The following is a 15,771-nucleotide window of genomic DNA, read 5'->3' as shown; positions in this document are numbered from 1 at the left end:
GCTAGGCGACGGGGCTGCCCACGAACTTGTCGGCGGGGTTGCGCACGGCTACGTGCGAATCATCTTCGTCGCCGGGAGTGGAGGAGCCGCGCACCACCAGCTCGGGGCGCAGCACCACTTGGCGGGGCGAAAAGCCTTCGCCGCCGTTGTCAATCATTTCCAGCAGCAGGCGCACGGCGGCCTGGCCCATTTCCTCGCAGCGCTGGTCGACGGTGGTGATGGTGGGGCGGGCTACTAGGGTAAAGGTTTCGTTGCTGAAGCCGGTGATGGCCAGGTCTTCGGGCACGCGCAGGCCCTGGCGCTGGGCCTCCTGCAGGGCGCCGAGGGCGGCGTAGTCGCCGGCGGCGAAAAGGCCGTCGGGCGGGTTGGGCAGCGCCAGCAGCTGGCGCAGGGCTTCGGCGCCCTGCTCCTGGGCCATGTCGTTGTACACCACTAGGCTTTCATCGGCGGGCAATCCCGCTTCGCGCAGAGCGTCGAAGTAGCCCTGGCGGCGGTTTTTGTAGATATTGAGGTGCTGCGGGCCGGCCAGGTGGGCAATGCGCCGGCGGCCCTGCTGCAGCAGGTGCCGGGTGGAGAGGTAGCCGCCCTCGCGGTCGTCGAGCACCACGGCATTCACGGCGTCGCCCTCCACCACGCGGTCGAAAAACACCAGCGGCAGGCCGCGGTTACGCAGCTTGTCGAAGTGGCGGAAGTCGTTAGTAGTCCGGGCCAACGACACCAGAATACCCGCCACCTGCGCACTGAGCAGCGACTCCAGGTTGCGGCGCTCCTGGGCCATATCTTCGTTCGACTGGCAGATGATGACGTTGTAGCCGGCCTTGCTGGCGGCCGTTTCGATGCCGTGGACTACCGAGGGAAAGAAACGGCCTTCAATGTATGGCACCACGATGCCCAGCAGCTTGCTTTTGCCTTTGCGCAGGGCCGAGGCCAGGCGGTTGGGCTGGTAGTTGTATTTCTTGGCCAGGCGCAGCACTTTCTGCTTCATGGCGGGCCCGATGCTGTGGTGGTCGCTCAGGGCCCGCGAGATGGTAGTCATGGACACGCCCAGCTCGCGGGCCAGGTCGGCCATCGACACGGAGCTGCCGGTGGGCGTGGGGGCCGGGGCGGCAGGTTCGGTTTTTTTGGGAGAAGCCATAAATCAGAGCGTTATGGAGGGCGCTTAGGTAGAATAGAGAGCTGGCAGCGGCAGCAGGAACGCCGCCCTAACAACCACCGGACTCGCTAAAGTCAGAAAGAAACAACGGATTCGGCGGATAAGCCAGCCGGTAGTCGAAAATCTACGCCGAATTCGACGCGCTGACCTATCCGGCAGGCCTGCTTCAGCAGCACGTAGCACAATCGTTTGTGAGCAGTCAAAGTTACTAGCTAAAGCTGGCAAACCGGCTTTCCTGGCTATGGTTGGTGGCTGGCAATCTTAAGTGAGCCGAGCTAAAGTAAGCACCAAAAAAGCGCCTGAACCGGAGCTCAGGCGCTTTTTTTATGGGCCGCACAGCTGCGCTGCAGCTTGCATTACTACTTCTGAACCAGGCGGGTCTGCTGCACGAAGCCCCCCTGCTGCACGCGCACCACGTAGATGCCCGCCGCCAGCGTGGGCGTGCGCAGCGCCACGGTATTGGGGCCAGCCACCAGGGTAGCCGCCTGCTGCGCCACCGGGCGGCCCAGCATGTCGAGCAATTCCAGCGTAGCCGGGCCGGCGCTGATGGTCGTTACCTGGACTTTAAGTGCTTGGGCGGCGGCGGCCGGGTTGGGGAAAACTTCCGCTTTCAGCACCGACTCGCTGGCTTGGCGGGTGCCGGTAGGAGTGGCCGGAATCAGGGTCAAATCCCAACGCTGGGCAGGCACGAAACCGTTGTCGTCGAACAAATTGACGCGGGCGCCGGGCACGTTGCTGCCGAAACCTACTTCCAGGGCCTGGGGCAGGGCGGCCGTCGCCGTGGCCTTAAGAATGAGCTTGTAGCCGTCGGCGCCGGTGTCGGTAATAATCCAGCGCTGCGTGTCGTCGTTGGTCGAAACGTTCTGCTCGATTTGGGTGGTTGCCGCCGTGGCGCCGCCCACCGGCTGCACGTAGAGCTGGGTGTTTTTATGGCGGATTTTGTAGGAGCCATCGGTTTGCAGCTCCAGGATGAAGCGCTGGGCATCAATGCCATTGTCGAGCCACTGCCCGATGCTGGCGCCAGCTACCTGCGAGTCGAAATCCACATCGAGGCATAAAGGCGTGCCGGTGGTGGGGTCCACCACGCCGTGGTGCGTGAACTTATACGTGCCACCATCAACGAGGCCAGCAGTTTGGGCCTGCGACTGATTGGAACCAAGCAGCGCCAGGGCCATGAGAGAGCCGAGAAGTACGAATTTTTTCATGGGGAATTTTGAAAAGAGGGGGTGATGGATTGAAAAGCGGTTGTTGCCCAGCCGGCTATTGCAGCTTGTCGGCCGACAAATGTAGAATTTCTTTCGGAATTATCACAAACGATTGTGTGAAATTTATTTTTGACTTGCGCCACATAATATTTTTCTCCTGCCATCCGCAAAGCTCCAGGAAGCCCATCTAAAAGCTATATTACCGGCCCTTTTCAGAACCAACTGACTTAATAATAAACCCCTGTTTTCAAGAAAATTATAAAGCAAAATCCAGGCTTTAACATTATCCTAGCGCGGCTGGAAACCGCATTCTCGATGAAACGCTACGAGCTAGTATGAGGCCCGTTTTTCACTAGCTGCTGCTCTGCACATTTTTGATGATTTCCCCAAACGTGTGCAACTTGCACAAACGTTTATGTAACCTACTTCCCTATGAAGGCCGTCTTTGCTGGCATCCTGTTGCTATTGAGTTTGAGGAGTTGGGCACAGAATGGCCCGGCGGCCATCCCGATACACGACCCGGTGCTCATCCGGCAGAATGGCACGTATTACCTCTTCGGCACCGGCAAGGGCATTGCCGTGTGGACCTCGCCTGACCGGCAGCATTGGACGCCCGCGCCGCCGGTGTTTGCCAGCGCGCCGGCCTGGGCCACGCAGGCCGTGCCCGGCTTCCGCGACAACCACATCTGGGCACCCGACATTTCCTTTCACGACGGGCGCTACTACCTGTTCTACTCCGTGTCGGCCTTTGGCAAGAATACGTCCTGCATTGGCCTGGCCACCAATAAAACCCTGGATACCAAGTCACCCGACTACCGCTGGGAAGACCACGGCCGCGTGATTCAGTCGGTGCCCGGGCGCGACATGTGGAACGCCATCGACCCCAACCTGATACGCGACGAAGTCGGCCGGCCCTGGCTGACGTTCGGCTCGTTCTGGGGCGGCATCAAGCTGGTGCAGCTACAACCCGACCTCACGGCCCCCGCCCAGCCCGAGCAGTGGCGCACCCTGGCCCGCCGCCCCCGCGACCCGAAGCTCAACGACTCGCTGCCCGGCGACGGCGCCATTGAAGCGCCTTTCATCTTTAAAAAAGGTGCTTACTACTACCTCTTTACCTCCTTCGATTACTGCTGCCGGGGTCCGCAGAGCACCTACAAGATGGTAGTAGGCCGCTCGAAAGCCCTGACCGGTCCCTACCTTGACCGCGCCGGCCTCAGCCTGGAACAGGGCGGCGGCACGCTGGTGCTGGCCGGCGACAAAAGCTGGTTCGGCGTGGGCCACAACGCCGTCAGCTCCTTCGATGGCATTGATTACCTGGCATTCCACGGCTACGACGCTGCCAACAAGGGACGCTCGAAGCTGCGCATCGAGCCCCTGAGCTGGGATGCGGAAGGGTGGCCGACTTTGGCAAACCGGCCCTGAACTCGTCATTTTTATTTGACCTTTTGCACAATCGATTGTGCATATTCAATCAAACGCTGAAACCCTCCTGGCTTCCGGCCTAAGCCTGCTAACCCTTTGATTCATCATTCTTTCTCATGAGCAATTCTTCTTCCCTTGCGGCGCAGAGCGTCAGTACCATTCGCCTCCTTTCTGTTGATATGGTGCAGGCGGCCAATTCGGGCCACCCGGGCCTGCCGCTGGGCGCGGCGCCGATGGCTTACGTGCTGTTTTCGCGCTTTTTGCGCTTCAATCCGCAGGACCCGCAATGGCCTAACCGCGACCGTTTTGTACTCTCGGCCGGGCACGGCTCGGCGTTGCTGTACAGCCTGCTGCATTTGTACGGCTACGATTTGATGCTCGATGATTTGAAGGGCTTCCGGCAGCTGCACTCGCGCACGCCGGGCCACCCCGAGTCGCACATAACGCCGGGCGTGGAGGTGACGACCGGGCCCCTGGGGCAGGGCTTCGCCAATGGCGTGGGCATGGCGATGGCCGAGGCGCACCTGGCGGCGGTGTACAACCGGCCCGGCCACGCGCTGATGGACCACTACACCTACGCCATTGTGAGCGACGGCGACCTGATGGAGGGCATTGCGGCCGAGGCGGCTTCGCTGGCGGGGCACCTCAAGCTGGGCAAGCTCATCTACCTTTACGACGACAATGACATCTGCCTCGATGGGCCTACTAATCTGACCTACAGCGAGGATGCGCTGGCCCGGTTTGCGGCTTATGGCTGGCACACGCAACGCGTGGCTGACGGTAATGACCTGGATGCCATCGAGGCGGCCATTCGGGCAGCGCAGGACGAGACAGAGCGACCTTCGCTGATTTCCATCAAGACTATTATTGGCTTTGGCAGCCCGGGGCAGGGCACCAGTAAGGTGCACGGCTCGCCGCTGGGGGCGGAGAACGTGAAGAAGGCCAAGGAATTCTTTGGCTTTGACCCGGAGGCGACGTTTGTGGTGCCGGCGGCGGTGCAGGAACATTTGGCCGAGGCGGGGCAGCGCGGGGCGCAGCTGCAGGGCGAATGGGAAAAACAGCTCGGCGCTTATGGGCAGGAGTTTGCAGCGGAGGCGGCGCAGTTTCGCACCGCGTTTGCAGGGGAGCTGCCGGAAGGCTGGGATGCGGGGCTGCCGGTGTTTACGCCGGCCGATGGGGCGCTGGCGACGCGACAGGCTTCGGGCAAGGCGCTGACGGCCTTGAAGCAGGCAGTGCCGTTCTTGTTTGGGGGCTCGGCGGATTTGGCCAGCTCGAACGAGATGCCGACCAGTAGCGCCGTGAGCTTTCAGCCGGGCAGCTACGGGCACACCAACATCTGGTTTGGAGTGCGGGAGCATGCCATGGGGGCGGCCATGAACGGCATTGCGCACCACGGCGGGCTGCGGACGTACGGCGGCACCTTCCTCACCTTCAGCGACTACATGCGCGGGGCCATCCGGCTGTCGGCGCTGGCCGAAACGGCGGCGACGTTCGTCTTTACCCACGACAGCATCGGGCTGGGCGAAGACGGGCCCACGCACCAGCCGGTGGAACAGGTGGCGGCGCTGCGCACCATCCCCAACATCGTGGTGCTACGACCGGCCGATGCCAACGAGACCGTGGAAGCCTGGCGCGTGGCGATGACCCTGCCCAAGTCGCCGGTGGTGCTGATACTGAGCCGGCAGAAGCTGCCGATTCTGGACCAGCAGAAGTATGGCTTGGCCCGCGAGGGCGTGGCGCGCGGGGCTTACATCCTGAGCGAGGCGGCCAGCGGTGCGCCGGAGCTGCTGCTGCTGGCCACCGGCTCGGAAGTGGCGCTGGCGATGGAGGCGCAGCAGCAGCTGGAGCTGCAGGGCGTAGCCACTCGCGTGGTGAGCATGCCCAGCTGGGAGCTATTCGAGCGGCAGCCGAAGGCTTATCAGCGCGAAGTATTGCCGCTCACGGTGCGCAAGCGCGTGGCCATTGAGGCGGGCTCGCCGATGGGCTGGCACAAGTACGTGACCGACGAGGGCACGGTCATCGGCCTGAACCGCTTTGGCGAGTCGGGGCCCGGCGAGGCGGTGCTGGAGCTGTTCGGCTTCTCGGTGGCGAACGTGCTGCGGCAGGCGCAGCTGGTGCTGGCGAGCGAGCCGGCCGAGATTGAAGCGAAAGAAGTGCTGTCGTAGGCGGCCGGGGCCGGGGCCACGGCGGGCGCGCTTCCCGGAGGCGCGCCCGCCGATTGCCGCCAGTCCTTACCTACCCTGGGGCCGCGGATGCGCCCGCTTAACGAGCTATTCCAACTTTTTCACAATTCCCACCACATGACACAACTATTTCCCACTTGGGGCAAGCGGCTCAGCGGCCGCGCCCGGCAACTTGCCAGCTGTTTTTTCCTCCTGACCGGCCTGCTGCTGGCGCCGATGGCCCAGGCGCTGCAGGGCGCCAACGGCAGCCACGACCCCAGCAACATCATCAAAGAAGGCAACAAGTACTGGATGTTCACTACCGGGGTGGGCATTTACGCGGCGTACTCTACCGACCTTATCAACTGGACGTCGGCGCCGGCGCCGGTGTTTAGCAGCAAGCCGGCCTGGATTGCGACGGCCGTGCCCGGCTTCGTGGATACGTACTGGGCGCCGGAGTGCATCTTCATGAACAACAAGTACTACCTGTACTACTCTTGTTCGACGTTTGGCTCGCCGCGCTCGGCCATTGGGGTGGCTACCTCGCCCACGCTCGACCCGGCGGCGCCCAACTATGGCTGGACCGACCTGGGGCAGGCGGTGGTGACGTCCACTACTTCTTCCAACGTCAATGCCATCGACCCGGCCATCTTCAAGGACAGCGACGGGCGGGTGTATATGCACTACGGCTCCTTCAATGGCGGGCTGGGCGTGGTGGAGCTCAACCCCACCACCGGCGGCAAGCTCAATAGCACGGCCGTGCTGCGGGTGGCCGGCAACACCACCAGCGGCACCCGCGACTGGGAAGCCCCCTACCTGGTGAAGGAAAACGGTTTCTACTATTACTACGCCAACCGCGGGCTATGCTGCAACGGCAAGAGCAGCACCTACCGCATTGTAGTGGGCCGGGGCACCAGCCCGATGGGGCCTTTCCTCGATAAGAACGGGGTGGCGCTGACCGCCACCAACGCCCAAGCCACCACCCAGGCCGGCGTGAACAGCGTGGGCACGCTGGTGCTGGGCACCTCGGGCCGCTACATTGGGCCGGGGCACTTCGGGCTGCTGCGCGACGGCGGGGTGAACATCGTGTCGATGCACTACTATGATGGCACGACGGCCAACGGCGACGCCAAGCTCGACCTGGCCCAGCTGAAGTACGACGTGAACAACTGGCCCATCATCAGCCGCAACTGGCTGCCGGCCGGGCGCTACAAGATTACCAACCGCAACAGCGGGCTGGTGTGGGACTCCTGGGGCTGCACGGCCAACGCCGGGGAGATGATTGCGCAGGGCCCCTGGAATGGCGCCCAGTGCCAGCGCTGGGACCTCGTGCCCGTGGGCGACGGCTTCTACAAGGTGGCCAATGCGCTTAATGGCAACCGCGTGGCCGACCTGGCCTTCTGCAATAATGCTAACGGCACCACCATCGGCATCTGGGACTGGCTGAACAACGACTGCCAGAAAATGAAGCTGGAGCGCAGTGCCGATGGGTCCTTTACCTTCAGCCCGGCGGCGGCCAGCAACCGGATTATTGAGGTGCCCGCCGCTTCGCTGACGGCGGGCGTGCAGCTGGCCATCTGGGAATACACGGGCAGCCTGTGCCAGAAGTGGACCGTGGCCGCCGCACCCAACACCTGGACCGGCGCCAGCTCCACCGCCTGGGCCACGGCCGGCAACTGGAGCCAGGGCATTGTGCCCGCGGCGAATGAGAGCGTTATCATCCCGGCGGGCCGCACGCGCTACCCGGCCATCGGCACCGGCACGACGACGGTGGCCGACCTCACCATCGAGACGGGCGGGCGCCTGAGCATCGCGGGTGGGCAGCTGAGCGTGACGGGCACCTTCACCAACAACGGCACCCTGACCAGCACCGGCGGCACTGTGGCCTTTACCGGCTCCGAGCTGCAGAGCCTCGGCGGCAGCCAGACCAGCACCTTCATGGACTTGAGCGTGGGCAGCAACGGCCTGAGCCTGGGCGGCCCCGCCGCCGTGGCGGGCGCCCTGAGCCTCACCGGCAGCCTGCGCACCAACGGCCAAGACCTGACGCTGCTCTCCAATGCCGCCGGCACAGCGCTGGTGGTGAACAGCGGCGGCGTGGTAAACGGCCGCGCCACCATGCAGCGCTACATCGACCCCAGCCTGAACGCCGGCAGCGGCTACCGGCATTATGCTTCGCCGATGAGCAATGGCCTGCTGGCCGACCTGACGACCACCGGCTACGCGCCGGTGTTCAATACCAACTATAACACCTCGGCTACGCCCAACCTGATTACCCCCTACCCCACCGTGTTTGGCTACTATGAGGTGCTGCTGGGCACCAGCCCGGCCACGGCCCTCAACAGCTTCGACAAGGGCTTCTTCTCGCCCGGCAGCGGCGACCCGATGGACAACGGCCGCGGCTACACGGTGAATATCCCGGCTACGGCCGTGGTGAATTTCCGCGGGACGCTGGCCAACGGCAACGTGACCATCGGCAACCTGACGCGGGGGCCGCAGGCAGAGGCGGGCTGGCATTTGCTGGGCAACCCTTACCCGGCGCCCATTGACTGGAGCACCCTCACGGCAGCCAGCTTTACCAACATGGAGCCGGCGCTCTACGTGTTCCAGAGCACGGGGCAATACAGCGGCGGCTACCGCAGCTACGTGAATGGTGTGGGCATCAGTCCGCTGGTGGCGGCCGGGCAGGGCTTCTTCGTGCGCAAGAGCACGGCGGCCGGCAACGGCGCGCTGGCTTTCACCAACGCCAACCGGGTGACCTCCCGCACCAGCCAGGTGGCTTTCAACCGGGGTGCGGCCGACAGCCGCCCGCTGGTGGCCCTGGCCCTGCGCGGCGCGGGCCACGAGGATGTGGCCCACGTTTACTTTGAGAACGGTGCCACCGCTGGCTTCGATACCGGCTTCGATGCCGAGAAGCTGGCCAACCCCAGCGGCCTCAACCTGACCTGGCCGGTGGCCGGCGGGCAGGAGTTGGCCATCAACGGCCTGCCCACGCTCACCGCCAGCACCGTGGTGCCCCTGACCATCAACCTGCCCCAGGCCGGCAGCTACACCCTCAGCGCTGAGCAGCTGCTCAACCTGGGCGGCACGGCCGTGTACCTGCTCGACGCGGCTACTGGCCAGACCATCGACCTGCACCAGCAGCCCGCCTACACGTTCACGGCCGCCACGACGGCCCTGGCGGGCCGGTTCAGCCTGCGCTTCGAGGCGGGCCGGCCGACGGCTACCGCCGCCCAGCTGGCCGCCGAGCTGCTGACGGTGTACCCCAACCCGGCCAGCGGGAGCATGCGGGTTACGTTTGACCAGCAGCTGCCCACGGAATGCACCTTGCTCAACGTGCTGGGGCAGGCGGTGGCCGTGCCGCAGCAGCGCGATGCCGCCGGGACCACGCTCGACGTGCGCGGCGTGGCGGCCGGCACCTACGTGCTGCGCGTGGGCACGGCCGGGGGCTCGGTGAGCCGCCGGGTGGTTATTCAGTAATTGTTTCGCCGCCCCGGCGGCCACGCTGTTGGCGTGGTCGTCGGGGCTTTTTGCTTCTCTTTGCATATGCACTTCCGTTTTGCTTCTTTGCTGCTGCCGGCGCTTGCGCTGCTGGCCGCCCCCGCCCTGGCCCAAACCACCGGCAACCCCGTCATCAAGCACAAGTACACCGCCGACCCGGCGGCGCTGGTGAGCAAGGGCACCGTGTACCTCTACGCGGGCCACGACGAGGCTCCCGCCCGCCAGGACGGCTACGTGATGCACGAGTGGCTCTGCTTTTCATCGCAGGATATGGTGACCTGGACCGAGCACGCCGTGCCGCTAAAGGTGAAAGACTTCGCCTGGGCCAAGGACGACGCCTGGGCCTCGCAGGTGGTGGAGCGCAATGGAAAGTTTTACTGGTACGCGGCCGTGGAGCACGGCACGATTCCCGGCAAGGCCATCGGCGTGGCGGTTAGCGACAGCCCCACGGGTCCTTTCAAGGATGCCCGGGGCTCGGCCATCGTCACCAACGACATGACCGAGAGTAAAATATTCTGGGACGACATCGACCCGACGGTTTTCATCGACGCCAAGGGCCAGGCTTACCTCTACTGGGGCAACACCGTGTGCCGCTACGCCAAGCTGAAAGCCAACATGACCGAGCTCGACGGTCCCATCCACAACGTCAGCCTGCCCGCCTTCACCGAGGCGCCCTGGCTGCACGAGCACAAGGGCTGGTACTACCTCAGCTACGCCACCGGCTTCCCCGAAAAACTGGCCTACGCCATGAGCCGCAGCCCCGAGGGGCCCTGGGAATACAAGGGCCTGCTCAACGAGCTGGCCGGCAACTCCAATACCAACCACCAGGCCATTATCGACTTCAAGGGCAAGTCTTACTTTATTTACCACAACGGCGGCATCAACACCGATGGCGGTAGCTTCCGCCGCTCGGTGTGCATCGACTACCTCTACTACAACAAAGATGGCACCATCAAGCGCGTGCAGATGACTTCGGAGGGCGTGCAGGCGGCCAAGTAAAACGCTGCTGATAACAGCAAAATCCTCGTTCGTCTCACCCCTTAGGGCGATGCGAACGAGGATTTTTTTTGTATAAGCAGCTTTAATACCCCTGCAGTTGCGAAAGCTCCCGGCAGCGCCGGGAAAGCTCCCGGCGGCGCTGGGGAAGTTCCCGGCGGCGCTGGGGAAGCTCCCGGCCACTCTGGGGAAGTTCCCGGCGGCGCCGGGGAAGTTCCCGACAGCGCCGGGGAAGTTGCCGGCAGTGCTGGGGAAGCTCCCGAAATTAGCAGCAAGACATTGCTGAATAGTAGCATTACTTGCCAAGAGGCTGGAATGCCGTCCGAATCAGCCGCCAGGTCTTTTCAATTGCCCGTGGCGGCGGTGGCGCTATTTGGCAAGAGTGGCCTCCACGGCCGGGGGCTGGCTGAGCAGGTCCACGGCGGTTAGCTTCTCCGGCAGCCAGACCGTCATCTCGCCCTTGCCGCGGTTGGCCCAAGCGTAGTATGGGATGGCGGTGAAGGTTTGGGGCACGGTGCGCACGGCGGCAGGCTCTACCAGCACGGCGGGCACGGTGGCGGTGAGGGTCATCACCCCGCCCAGCAGCGCGGGCTGGTAGGTGGCCGTGAGCGGCGTGGCGGCGGGCAGCAGCAGGTTGCTGGTGAGGCCGTGGTTGTCGGGCCACTCGGCGCAGAAGATAACCGGGCCGCGCTGCAAAGCCACCTTGCCCTGGTCGTCCTTCACCAGCGGGTGGGCCACCACGCGGCGCACCTCCATGGGCAGGCTGACGGCTACCACGTCGTTCTTGCGCCAGGTGCGGGCCAGCACGGCGTAGCCGTCGCGCAGGGTGTAGGCCACGGGCCGGCCATTCACCCTGATGCTGACGGCCTGGGTGGCAGGCTGGGCAAAGCTATAGAGGCTGGAGGGCACCGCCTCGTTGCGGGCCCAGCCCGGAATACGCACGAGCAGGTTGAAGGCGGTGGCGCTGGCGGGGCTCACGGTGAATTGCAGCTCCCCGTCCCAGGGGTAGTTGTTCTGCTGGGTGATGCGGAGGAGCTTCTTGTTGAGGGTAAACTCGCTGGTGCCGCTCACGAAGAGGTTCACGAATACGTCGCGCTCCTTTTGGGCATACACGTAGCCCGGCAGCGCGGGCATGAGGCGGGCCAGGTTGGTGGGGCAGCACGAGCACTCGAACCAGCCGGCCCGGGCGGGCTCGGTCTGCGGGTGGCTGGCGCTGGCCTTTACCTGCATGGCATTTGAGTAGAAGAACGACTGGCCATCGAGCCCCACGCCGGAGATGAGGCCGTTGTAGAGCACCTTTTCGAGCACGTCGATGTACTTGGCGTGGCCGTGCAGCTGAAACATACGCTGCTGCCAGTACACGTCGGCCACCGAGGCGCAGGTTTCGTTGTAGGCCGTGGCGTTGGGCAGCTCGTAGTTGGCCCCGAACCGCTCGCCGCCCGGCACGGCCCCGGTGCCGCCGGTGAGGTAGAGCTTTTTGGTCACCATATTACGCCAGATGGTGTCGATGGCGGCCAGCAGTTGATGGTCGCCGGTGAGGGCGGCCACGTCGGCCATCGCCGAGTAGAGGTATTCGGCGCGCACGGCGTGGCCCTGGGCCTCGCGCTGCTCCAGCACGGGCCGGTCGTCCTGCCAGTAGGAGCCGTTGCGGAAGGGGTCGGGGCTTTTGGCGTCGTAGCCCGCGTAGTGCCCGCGGGCGTCGATGAAGAATTTGGCGGTGCGGAGGTACTCCGCCTTGCCGGTGAGGCGGTAGAGTTTCACCAGGCCCATCTCCACAATCTCGTGGCCCGGGGCCACGCTGCGTCGGCCGGGGCCGAACACACTGCACACGAGGTCGGCATTCTTGAGGGCGATGTTGAGCAGAGTTTTCTTGCCCGTGGCCTCGTAGTGGGCCACCGCCGCCTCGTAGAGGTGGCCGGCGTTGTAGAGTTCGTGGCTCATCTCGCGCTCGTTCACCCAGCGCTCGGGGCCGGCCCAGGCGTGCGGGTGGGCGGGGTCGATGGTGCGGGCGGTGTAGAGGTAGCCATCGGGCTCCTGGGCAGCCCCCACTTTCTTGATGAGGCCATCCACGTAGGCATCGAGCTTCGCATCGGGCTGCACACTGAGCGAATACGCGGCGCCCTCGATGGTCTTGTAGATGTCGGTGTCATCAAACGGAAAGATGGTGGCAAACTTGCCGCTGCGGGCCGCCGCCATCTCGAAGTTCTTCACCCGGTTGGTACTCTCGCAGCGCTGGAACGACGCGGGAATGGTCACGTCGGTATTGATGCGCAGGCGGGGCAGCCAGAAATTATCCGTGAGCTTCACCTTGGTGAAGGGCACGGCCTGGATGGGGTAGTCGGCGGTCTGGGCGGGTTGAGCGTGCAGGGTACCACCGAGGCCGAGCAGGGCGAGGAGAAGCAGGGGCTTGGTCATAGCGACAATTTAGAGGGCCGCGTCCACCCCCTTGCTGGTCATAATAACCTTTTGCAGGGTGCCGTCGGCGTTGTAGTTGAGATAATCAATGTTCACGGCGCGGCGGTAACTGCCGCCATCGGGCCGGCCGAGGCCGTTGTGGTAGATGAAGTAGCTCTTGCCCTTGTAGTCGATAATGGCCTGGTGGTTGGTGTTGCAGTTGTCGGCCAGCTCGTTCAGCACACCCTTATACTGCCACGGCCCGGCGGGGCTGCGGCTCATGGCGTAGGCTATTTTCTCCGGAAACTCACTGGCGTAGCTCAGGTAATACCAATCGCCGCGCTTGTGCAGCCAGGGCGCCTCGGTGTAGGCCACCAGGTCGGCCGTCACGTTATGAATGGGGCCGTCGAGCTCGGTCATGTTGGCCTTGAGCCGGGCGTAGTAGCAGCCGGTGTTGCCCCAGTAGAGGTAGGTCTGCCCGTCGTCATCGATAAACACCGTGGGGTCGATGTCGTCGAAGAAGCTGCTTACGTCGGTGGTCATGGCGTTGGTCACGAGGGCCGTGCCGCGCGCATCCACGAAGGGGCCGGTCGGGCTGTTACTCACCGCCACGCCGATGGCCTTGCCGGGCACCGTGCGGTGGTCCACGGTGGCGTACCAGTAAAACTTGCCGTTGCGCTCCACCACCTGCGAGGCCCAGGCATCGGCCCGCGCCCAGCTGAAGTCCGTCACGCGCAGGGGCACGGGGTGCTCGGCCCAGGTCACCATATCGGTGGAGGAGTAGCAGAGCCACTCGTTCATCACGTAAGCCTGCTGGCCCACGGCCGCCTCGTCGTGCCCGCCATACAAATACACGGTGCCGTTGCTCACCAGGGCCGCCGGGTCGCCCACAAACTTGTTGGTGATGCTCGGATTGTGGTACGTCACCGGCACGACGACGGGCGGCACGAAGGGCGCGGGCTTGTCTTTCTGGCAGGCGGCGGCCAGCAGGCTCACGCCCAGTAGCAGGGAGGTTGTCTTCATTTAGTTCTTAGGCTTGGCGCCGGCCGCAGCCGGCGCAGTAAGGCGGTACAGCTTCGCGCCGTGCCGCCGCACGTAGGGCGCAAACTCGCCGGCCACCGTGCCGAGGGGCTGGCCCGTCCACACATCCTGCACGCGGGCCCCGGCGGGCAGCCCCAGCGTCGCCAGCGCCACCGGCACCCGCACCGAGTCGGCCGGCGCGGGCCGGTAGGGGTTGCTGGTAAAGGCGAGGAACTGCACGGTGCCGCCGGTGTTCTGCACGGCGCCCGCCACATCCAGCCCCACCCCGCTCGTAAAGCGGGTGTAGCCCGCCGGCAGGTCGTACTCAATCATGGAGTTGGCATGCGTGCCGATGCCGGCGATGTAGGTCTGCCCCGCCACGCTTAGCGGCCCACCCGAGGCGCTTTTATTCGCCTGCGCCTGCCCCCAGCCCGCCGTGGCCGCCCGCCAGGGCAGCGAGGAAAGCGGCAGCGTCCGGCTACCGTTGCTGAGGGTGGGGCTGAGCCAGTCGGCGTGGTCCCAGGCAATGCCGTCACCGGCATCGCGCACGTTGAGGTAAAGCCTGGTGGCGCCGGTAATGTCGGCGGTGATAGTGGCGTGGGGCTGCTGGCGCGTCACGAGCGGGCTGCGCCCGGCGGCGGCTTCGGCCGGGGCCAGCTCCTGGTCCTGGGCGTTGAAGAGGGCGAGGTACTTGTCGCCGGTGGCGGGGTCGTCGGCCGTCCAGGCCACGAGGTCGTCGTGGCGGAAGAGCTGGCGGTTGCGGGTGCTGCTCTGGTGCAGGGCCAGCACCCGCCGGTTGGTCAGCAGCGAGAGCGTAAAGGCGTCGTTGCTGGGCAAGTCCCCGCCGAACATCAGCGGCGAGCGGAAGATGCTCCACAAGGTCATCAGCGTGTACTGCTCGTCGCGGGTAAAGCGCGTCATCCGGTCGTCCCCCCGCTCCGCCCGAATACTCAGGCGGCCCAGCGGCAGCATATCCGCATCGGGCCAGGCCCCGGGCGCGATGTGCGGCGCCCAGCGCGCGCACACGGCAAAGTGCTCCTTGAGCTGCTCCCAGCTGTCCCAGAAGTCGCCCACGGTGCGCCACATGTTGGCGTGGGCCGCTACGTGCCCGGCCTCGGCAATGGGAGTTTCGCCGGGTGAGGTGCTGAGTACAATCCTCCGCCCCGATAGGTAGATGGCGCGGCGAATCATCTCCACCTCCGGCTTGTGGTAGGGCTCGGAGAGGTCGTCGACCTTCACGAAGTCCAGCCCCCACCCGGCGTAAAGCTTGAACAGCGAGTTGTAATACTCCTGCGCCCCGGGCCGGCCCGCCACCACCGTGTACATATCGTGCAGCCACCCGGCCTGCCCTTCCTTGCTATAAATATCGGCAGCCGTCACCTTCGTACCCAGCACCGGCAGTTTGCGCTCCACCGCCACCACCGGCACGCCGCGCATGATGTGAATGCCGAACTTCAGCCCCTTCGCGTGCAGGTAATCAGCCAGCGGCTTGAAGCCCGCGCCATTCGCGGCGGAGGGAAAGCGGTTCACGGCGGGCACGAAGCGGCCGTAGGTATCGATGCTGAACGCCGGGTCTTTCTCATTGTAGCCGTGCGCCGTGTCGTTGCCCACGTACCAGCGGATATCCACCACCACGTACTCCCAGCCGAAGGCTTTCAGATTAGTGGATATGTAGTCGGCGTTGGCCTTCACCTCAGCCTCGGTCACGGTGGGGCCGTAGCAGTCCCAGCTGTTCCAGCCCATGGGCGGCGTGGCAGCCCAGGCGTGGAAGTCGGGGGCGGACGTGGCCTTTTGCGCGGGGGCGGGGATAGTGAAAGCCAGCGCCACACCAGCCAGCAGGTAAGGGATGGCCTTCATAAGGTGGTAGCTATGTAAAACGTCTGTCATGCTGAACGCAGTGAAGCATCCTCTCCCGCCCCAA

At 64.6% G+C, this 15,771-nt stretch carries 9 protein-coding genes; 4 read left to right on the top strand and 5 right to left on the bottom strand.

All coding sequences use genetic code 11. The features are described 5' to 3' along the window. Position 1: 1 nt before the first annotated feature. Both Q5H93_RS01145 and Q5H93_RS01140 read right to left on the bottom strand, forming a co-directional pair. Complete coding sequence (locus Q5H93_RS01145) at positions 2-1,135, bottom strand: LacI family DNA-binding transcriptional regulator (RefSeq protein WP_305004634.1); 1,134 nt, start codon at positions 1,133-1,135, stop codon at positions 2-4. Positions 1,136-1,512: 377 nt separating this feature from the next. Beyond that, the gene (locus Q5H93_RS01140; RefSeq protein ID WP_305004633.1) at positions 1,513-2,358 is read right to left on the bottom strand and encodes an RICIN domain-containing protein; all 846 of its coding nucleotides are present in this window, start codon (positions 2,356-2,358) and stop codon (positions 1,513-1,515) included. A 432-nt stretch (positions 2,359-2,790) separates the two neighbouring features. Here Q5H93_RS01140 and Q5H93_RS01135 point away from each other — a divergent pair, with 432 nt between their 5' ends. The 4 genes from Q5H93_RS01135 (at position 2,791) to Q5H93_RS01120 (ending at position 10,439) form a co-directional block, all read left to right on the top strand. Continuing rightward, on the top strand, positions 2,791-3,780 hold the full coding sequence (locus tag Q5H93_RS01135) for an arabinan endo-1,5-alpha-L-arabinosidase (RefSeq protein ID WP_305004632.1): 990 nt from the start codon (positions 2,791-2,793) through the stop codon (positions 3,778-3,780). A 116-nt stretch (positions 3,781-3,896) separates the two neighbouring features. After that, complete coding sequence (gene tkt / locus Q5H93_RS01130) at positions 3,897-5,945, top strand: transketolase (RefSeq protein ID WP_305004631.1); 2,049 nt, start codon at positions 3,897-3,899, stop codon at positions 5,943-5,945. 135 nt (positions 5,946-6,080) lie between these two features. After that, positions 6,081-9,419 carry a DUF8693 domain-containing protein gene (locus Q5H93_RS01125; RefSeq protein WP_305004630.1) on the top strand — a complete coding sequence of 1,113 codons (3,339 nt, stop codon included), beginning with the start codon at positions 6,081-6,083 and terminating at the stop codon, positions 9,417-9,419. 66 nt (positions 9,420-9,485) lie between these two features. Next, positions 9,486-10,439 (top strand): glycoside hydrolase family 43 protein, encoded by a 954-nt coding sequence (locus tag Q5H93_RS01120; protein WP_305004629.1) that lies wholly within the window; start codon positions 9,486-9,488, stop codon positions 10,437-10,439. A gap of 366 nt (positions 10,440-10,805) precedes the next feature. Here the strand turns inward: Q5H93_RS01120 and Q5H93_RS01115 are convergent, their stop codons facing one another. From Q5H93_RS01115 to Q5H93_RS01105, 3 genes are read right to left on the bottom strand one after another with little or no spacing between them, the layout of a single operon-like run. Continuing rightward, positions 10,806-12,851, bottom strand: coding sequence for a glycoside hydrolase family 127 protein (locus tag Q5H93_RS01115; RefSeq protein ID WP_305004628.1), 2,046 nt, complete (start codon positions 12,849-12,851; stop codon positions 10,806-10,808). Between the two features lie 9 nt (positions 12,852-12,860). Then, positions 12,861-13,853 carry a glycoside hydrolase family 43 protein gene (locus Q5H93_RS01110; RefSeq protein WP_305004627.1) on the bottom strand — a complete coding sequence of 331 codons (993 nt, stop codon included), beginning with the start codon at positions 13,851-13,853 and terminating at the stop codon, positions 12,861-12,863. Then, the gene (locus Q5H93_RS01105) at positions 13,854-15,707 is read right to left on the bottom strand and encodes an NPCBM/NEW2 domain-containing protein (protein ID WP_305004626.1); all 1,854 of its coding nucleotides are present in this window, start codon (positions 15,705-15,707) and stop codon (positions 13,854-13,856) included. Positions 15,708-15,771 lie beyond the last annotated feature (64 nt).

Source organism: Hymenobacter aranciens (assembly GCF_030580865.1).
Classification (GTDB): domain Bacteria; phylum Bacteroidota; class Bacteroidia; order Cytophagales; family Hymenobacteraceae; genus Hymenobacter; species Hymenobacter aranciens.
This window is presented reverse-complemented; position numbering and strand designations above follow the sequence as displayed.

Coding starts and splice junctions, on each gene's coding strand:
- Q5H93_RS01145 (WP_305004634.1), bottom strand. CDS start 1,135: ATGGCTTCTCCCAAAAAAACCGAACCTGCCGCCCCGGCCCCCACGCCC.
- Q5H93_RS01140 (WP_305004633.1), bottom strand. CDS start 2,358: ATGAAAAAATTCGTACTTCTCGGCTCTCTCATGGCCCTGGCGCTGCTT.
- Q5H93_RS01135 (WP_305004632.1), top strand. CDS start 2,791: ATGAAGGCCGTCTTTGCTGGCATCCTGTTGCTATTGAGTTTGAGGAGT.
- tkt (WP_305004631.1), top strand. CDS start 3,897: ATGAGCAATTCTTCTTCCCTTGCGGCGCAGAGCGTCAGTACCATTCGC.
- Q5H93_RS01125 (WP_305004630.1), top strand. CDS start 6,081: ATGACACAACTATTTCCCACTTGGGGCAAGCGGCTCAGCGGCCGCGCC.
- Q5H93_RS01120 (WP_305004629.1), top strand. CDS start 9,486: ATGCACTTCCGTTTTGCTTCTTTGCTGCTGCCGGCGCTTGCGCTGCTG.
- Q5H93_RS01115 (WP_305004628.1), bottom strand. CDS start 12,851: ATGACCAAGCCCCTGCTTCTCCTCGCCCTGCTCGGCCTCGGTGGTACC.
- Q5H93_RS01110 (WP_305004627.1), bottom strand. CDS start 13,853: ATGAAGACAACCTCCCTGCTACTGGGCGTGAGCCTGCTGGCCGCCGCC.
- Q5H93_RS01105 (WP_305004626.1), bottom strand. CDS start 15,707: ATGAAGGCCATCCCTTACCTGCTGGCTGGTGTGGCGCTGGCTTTCACT.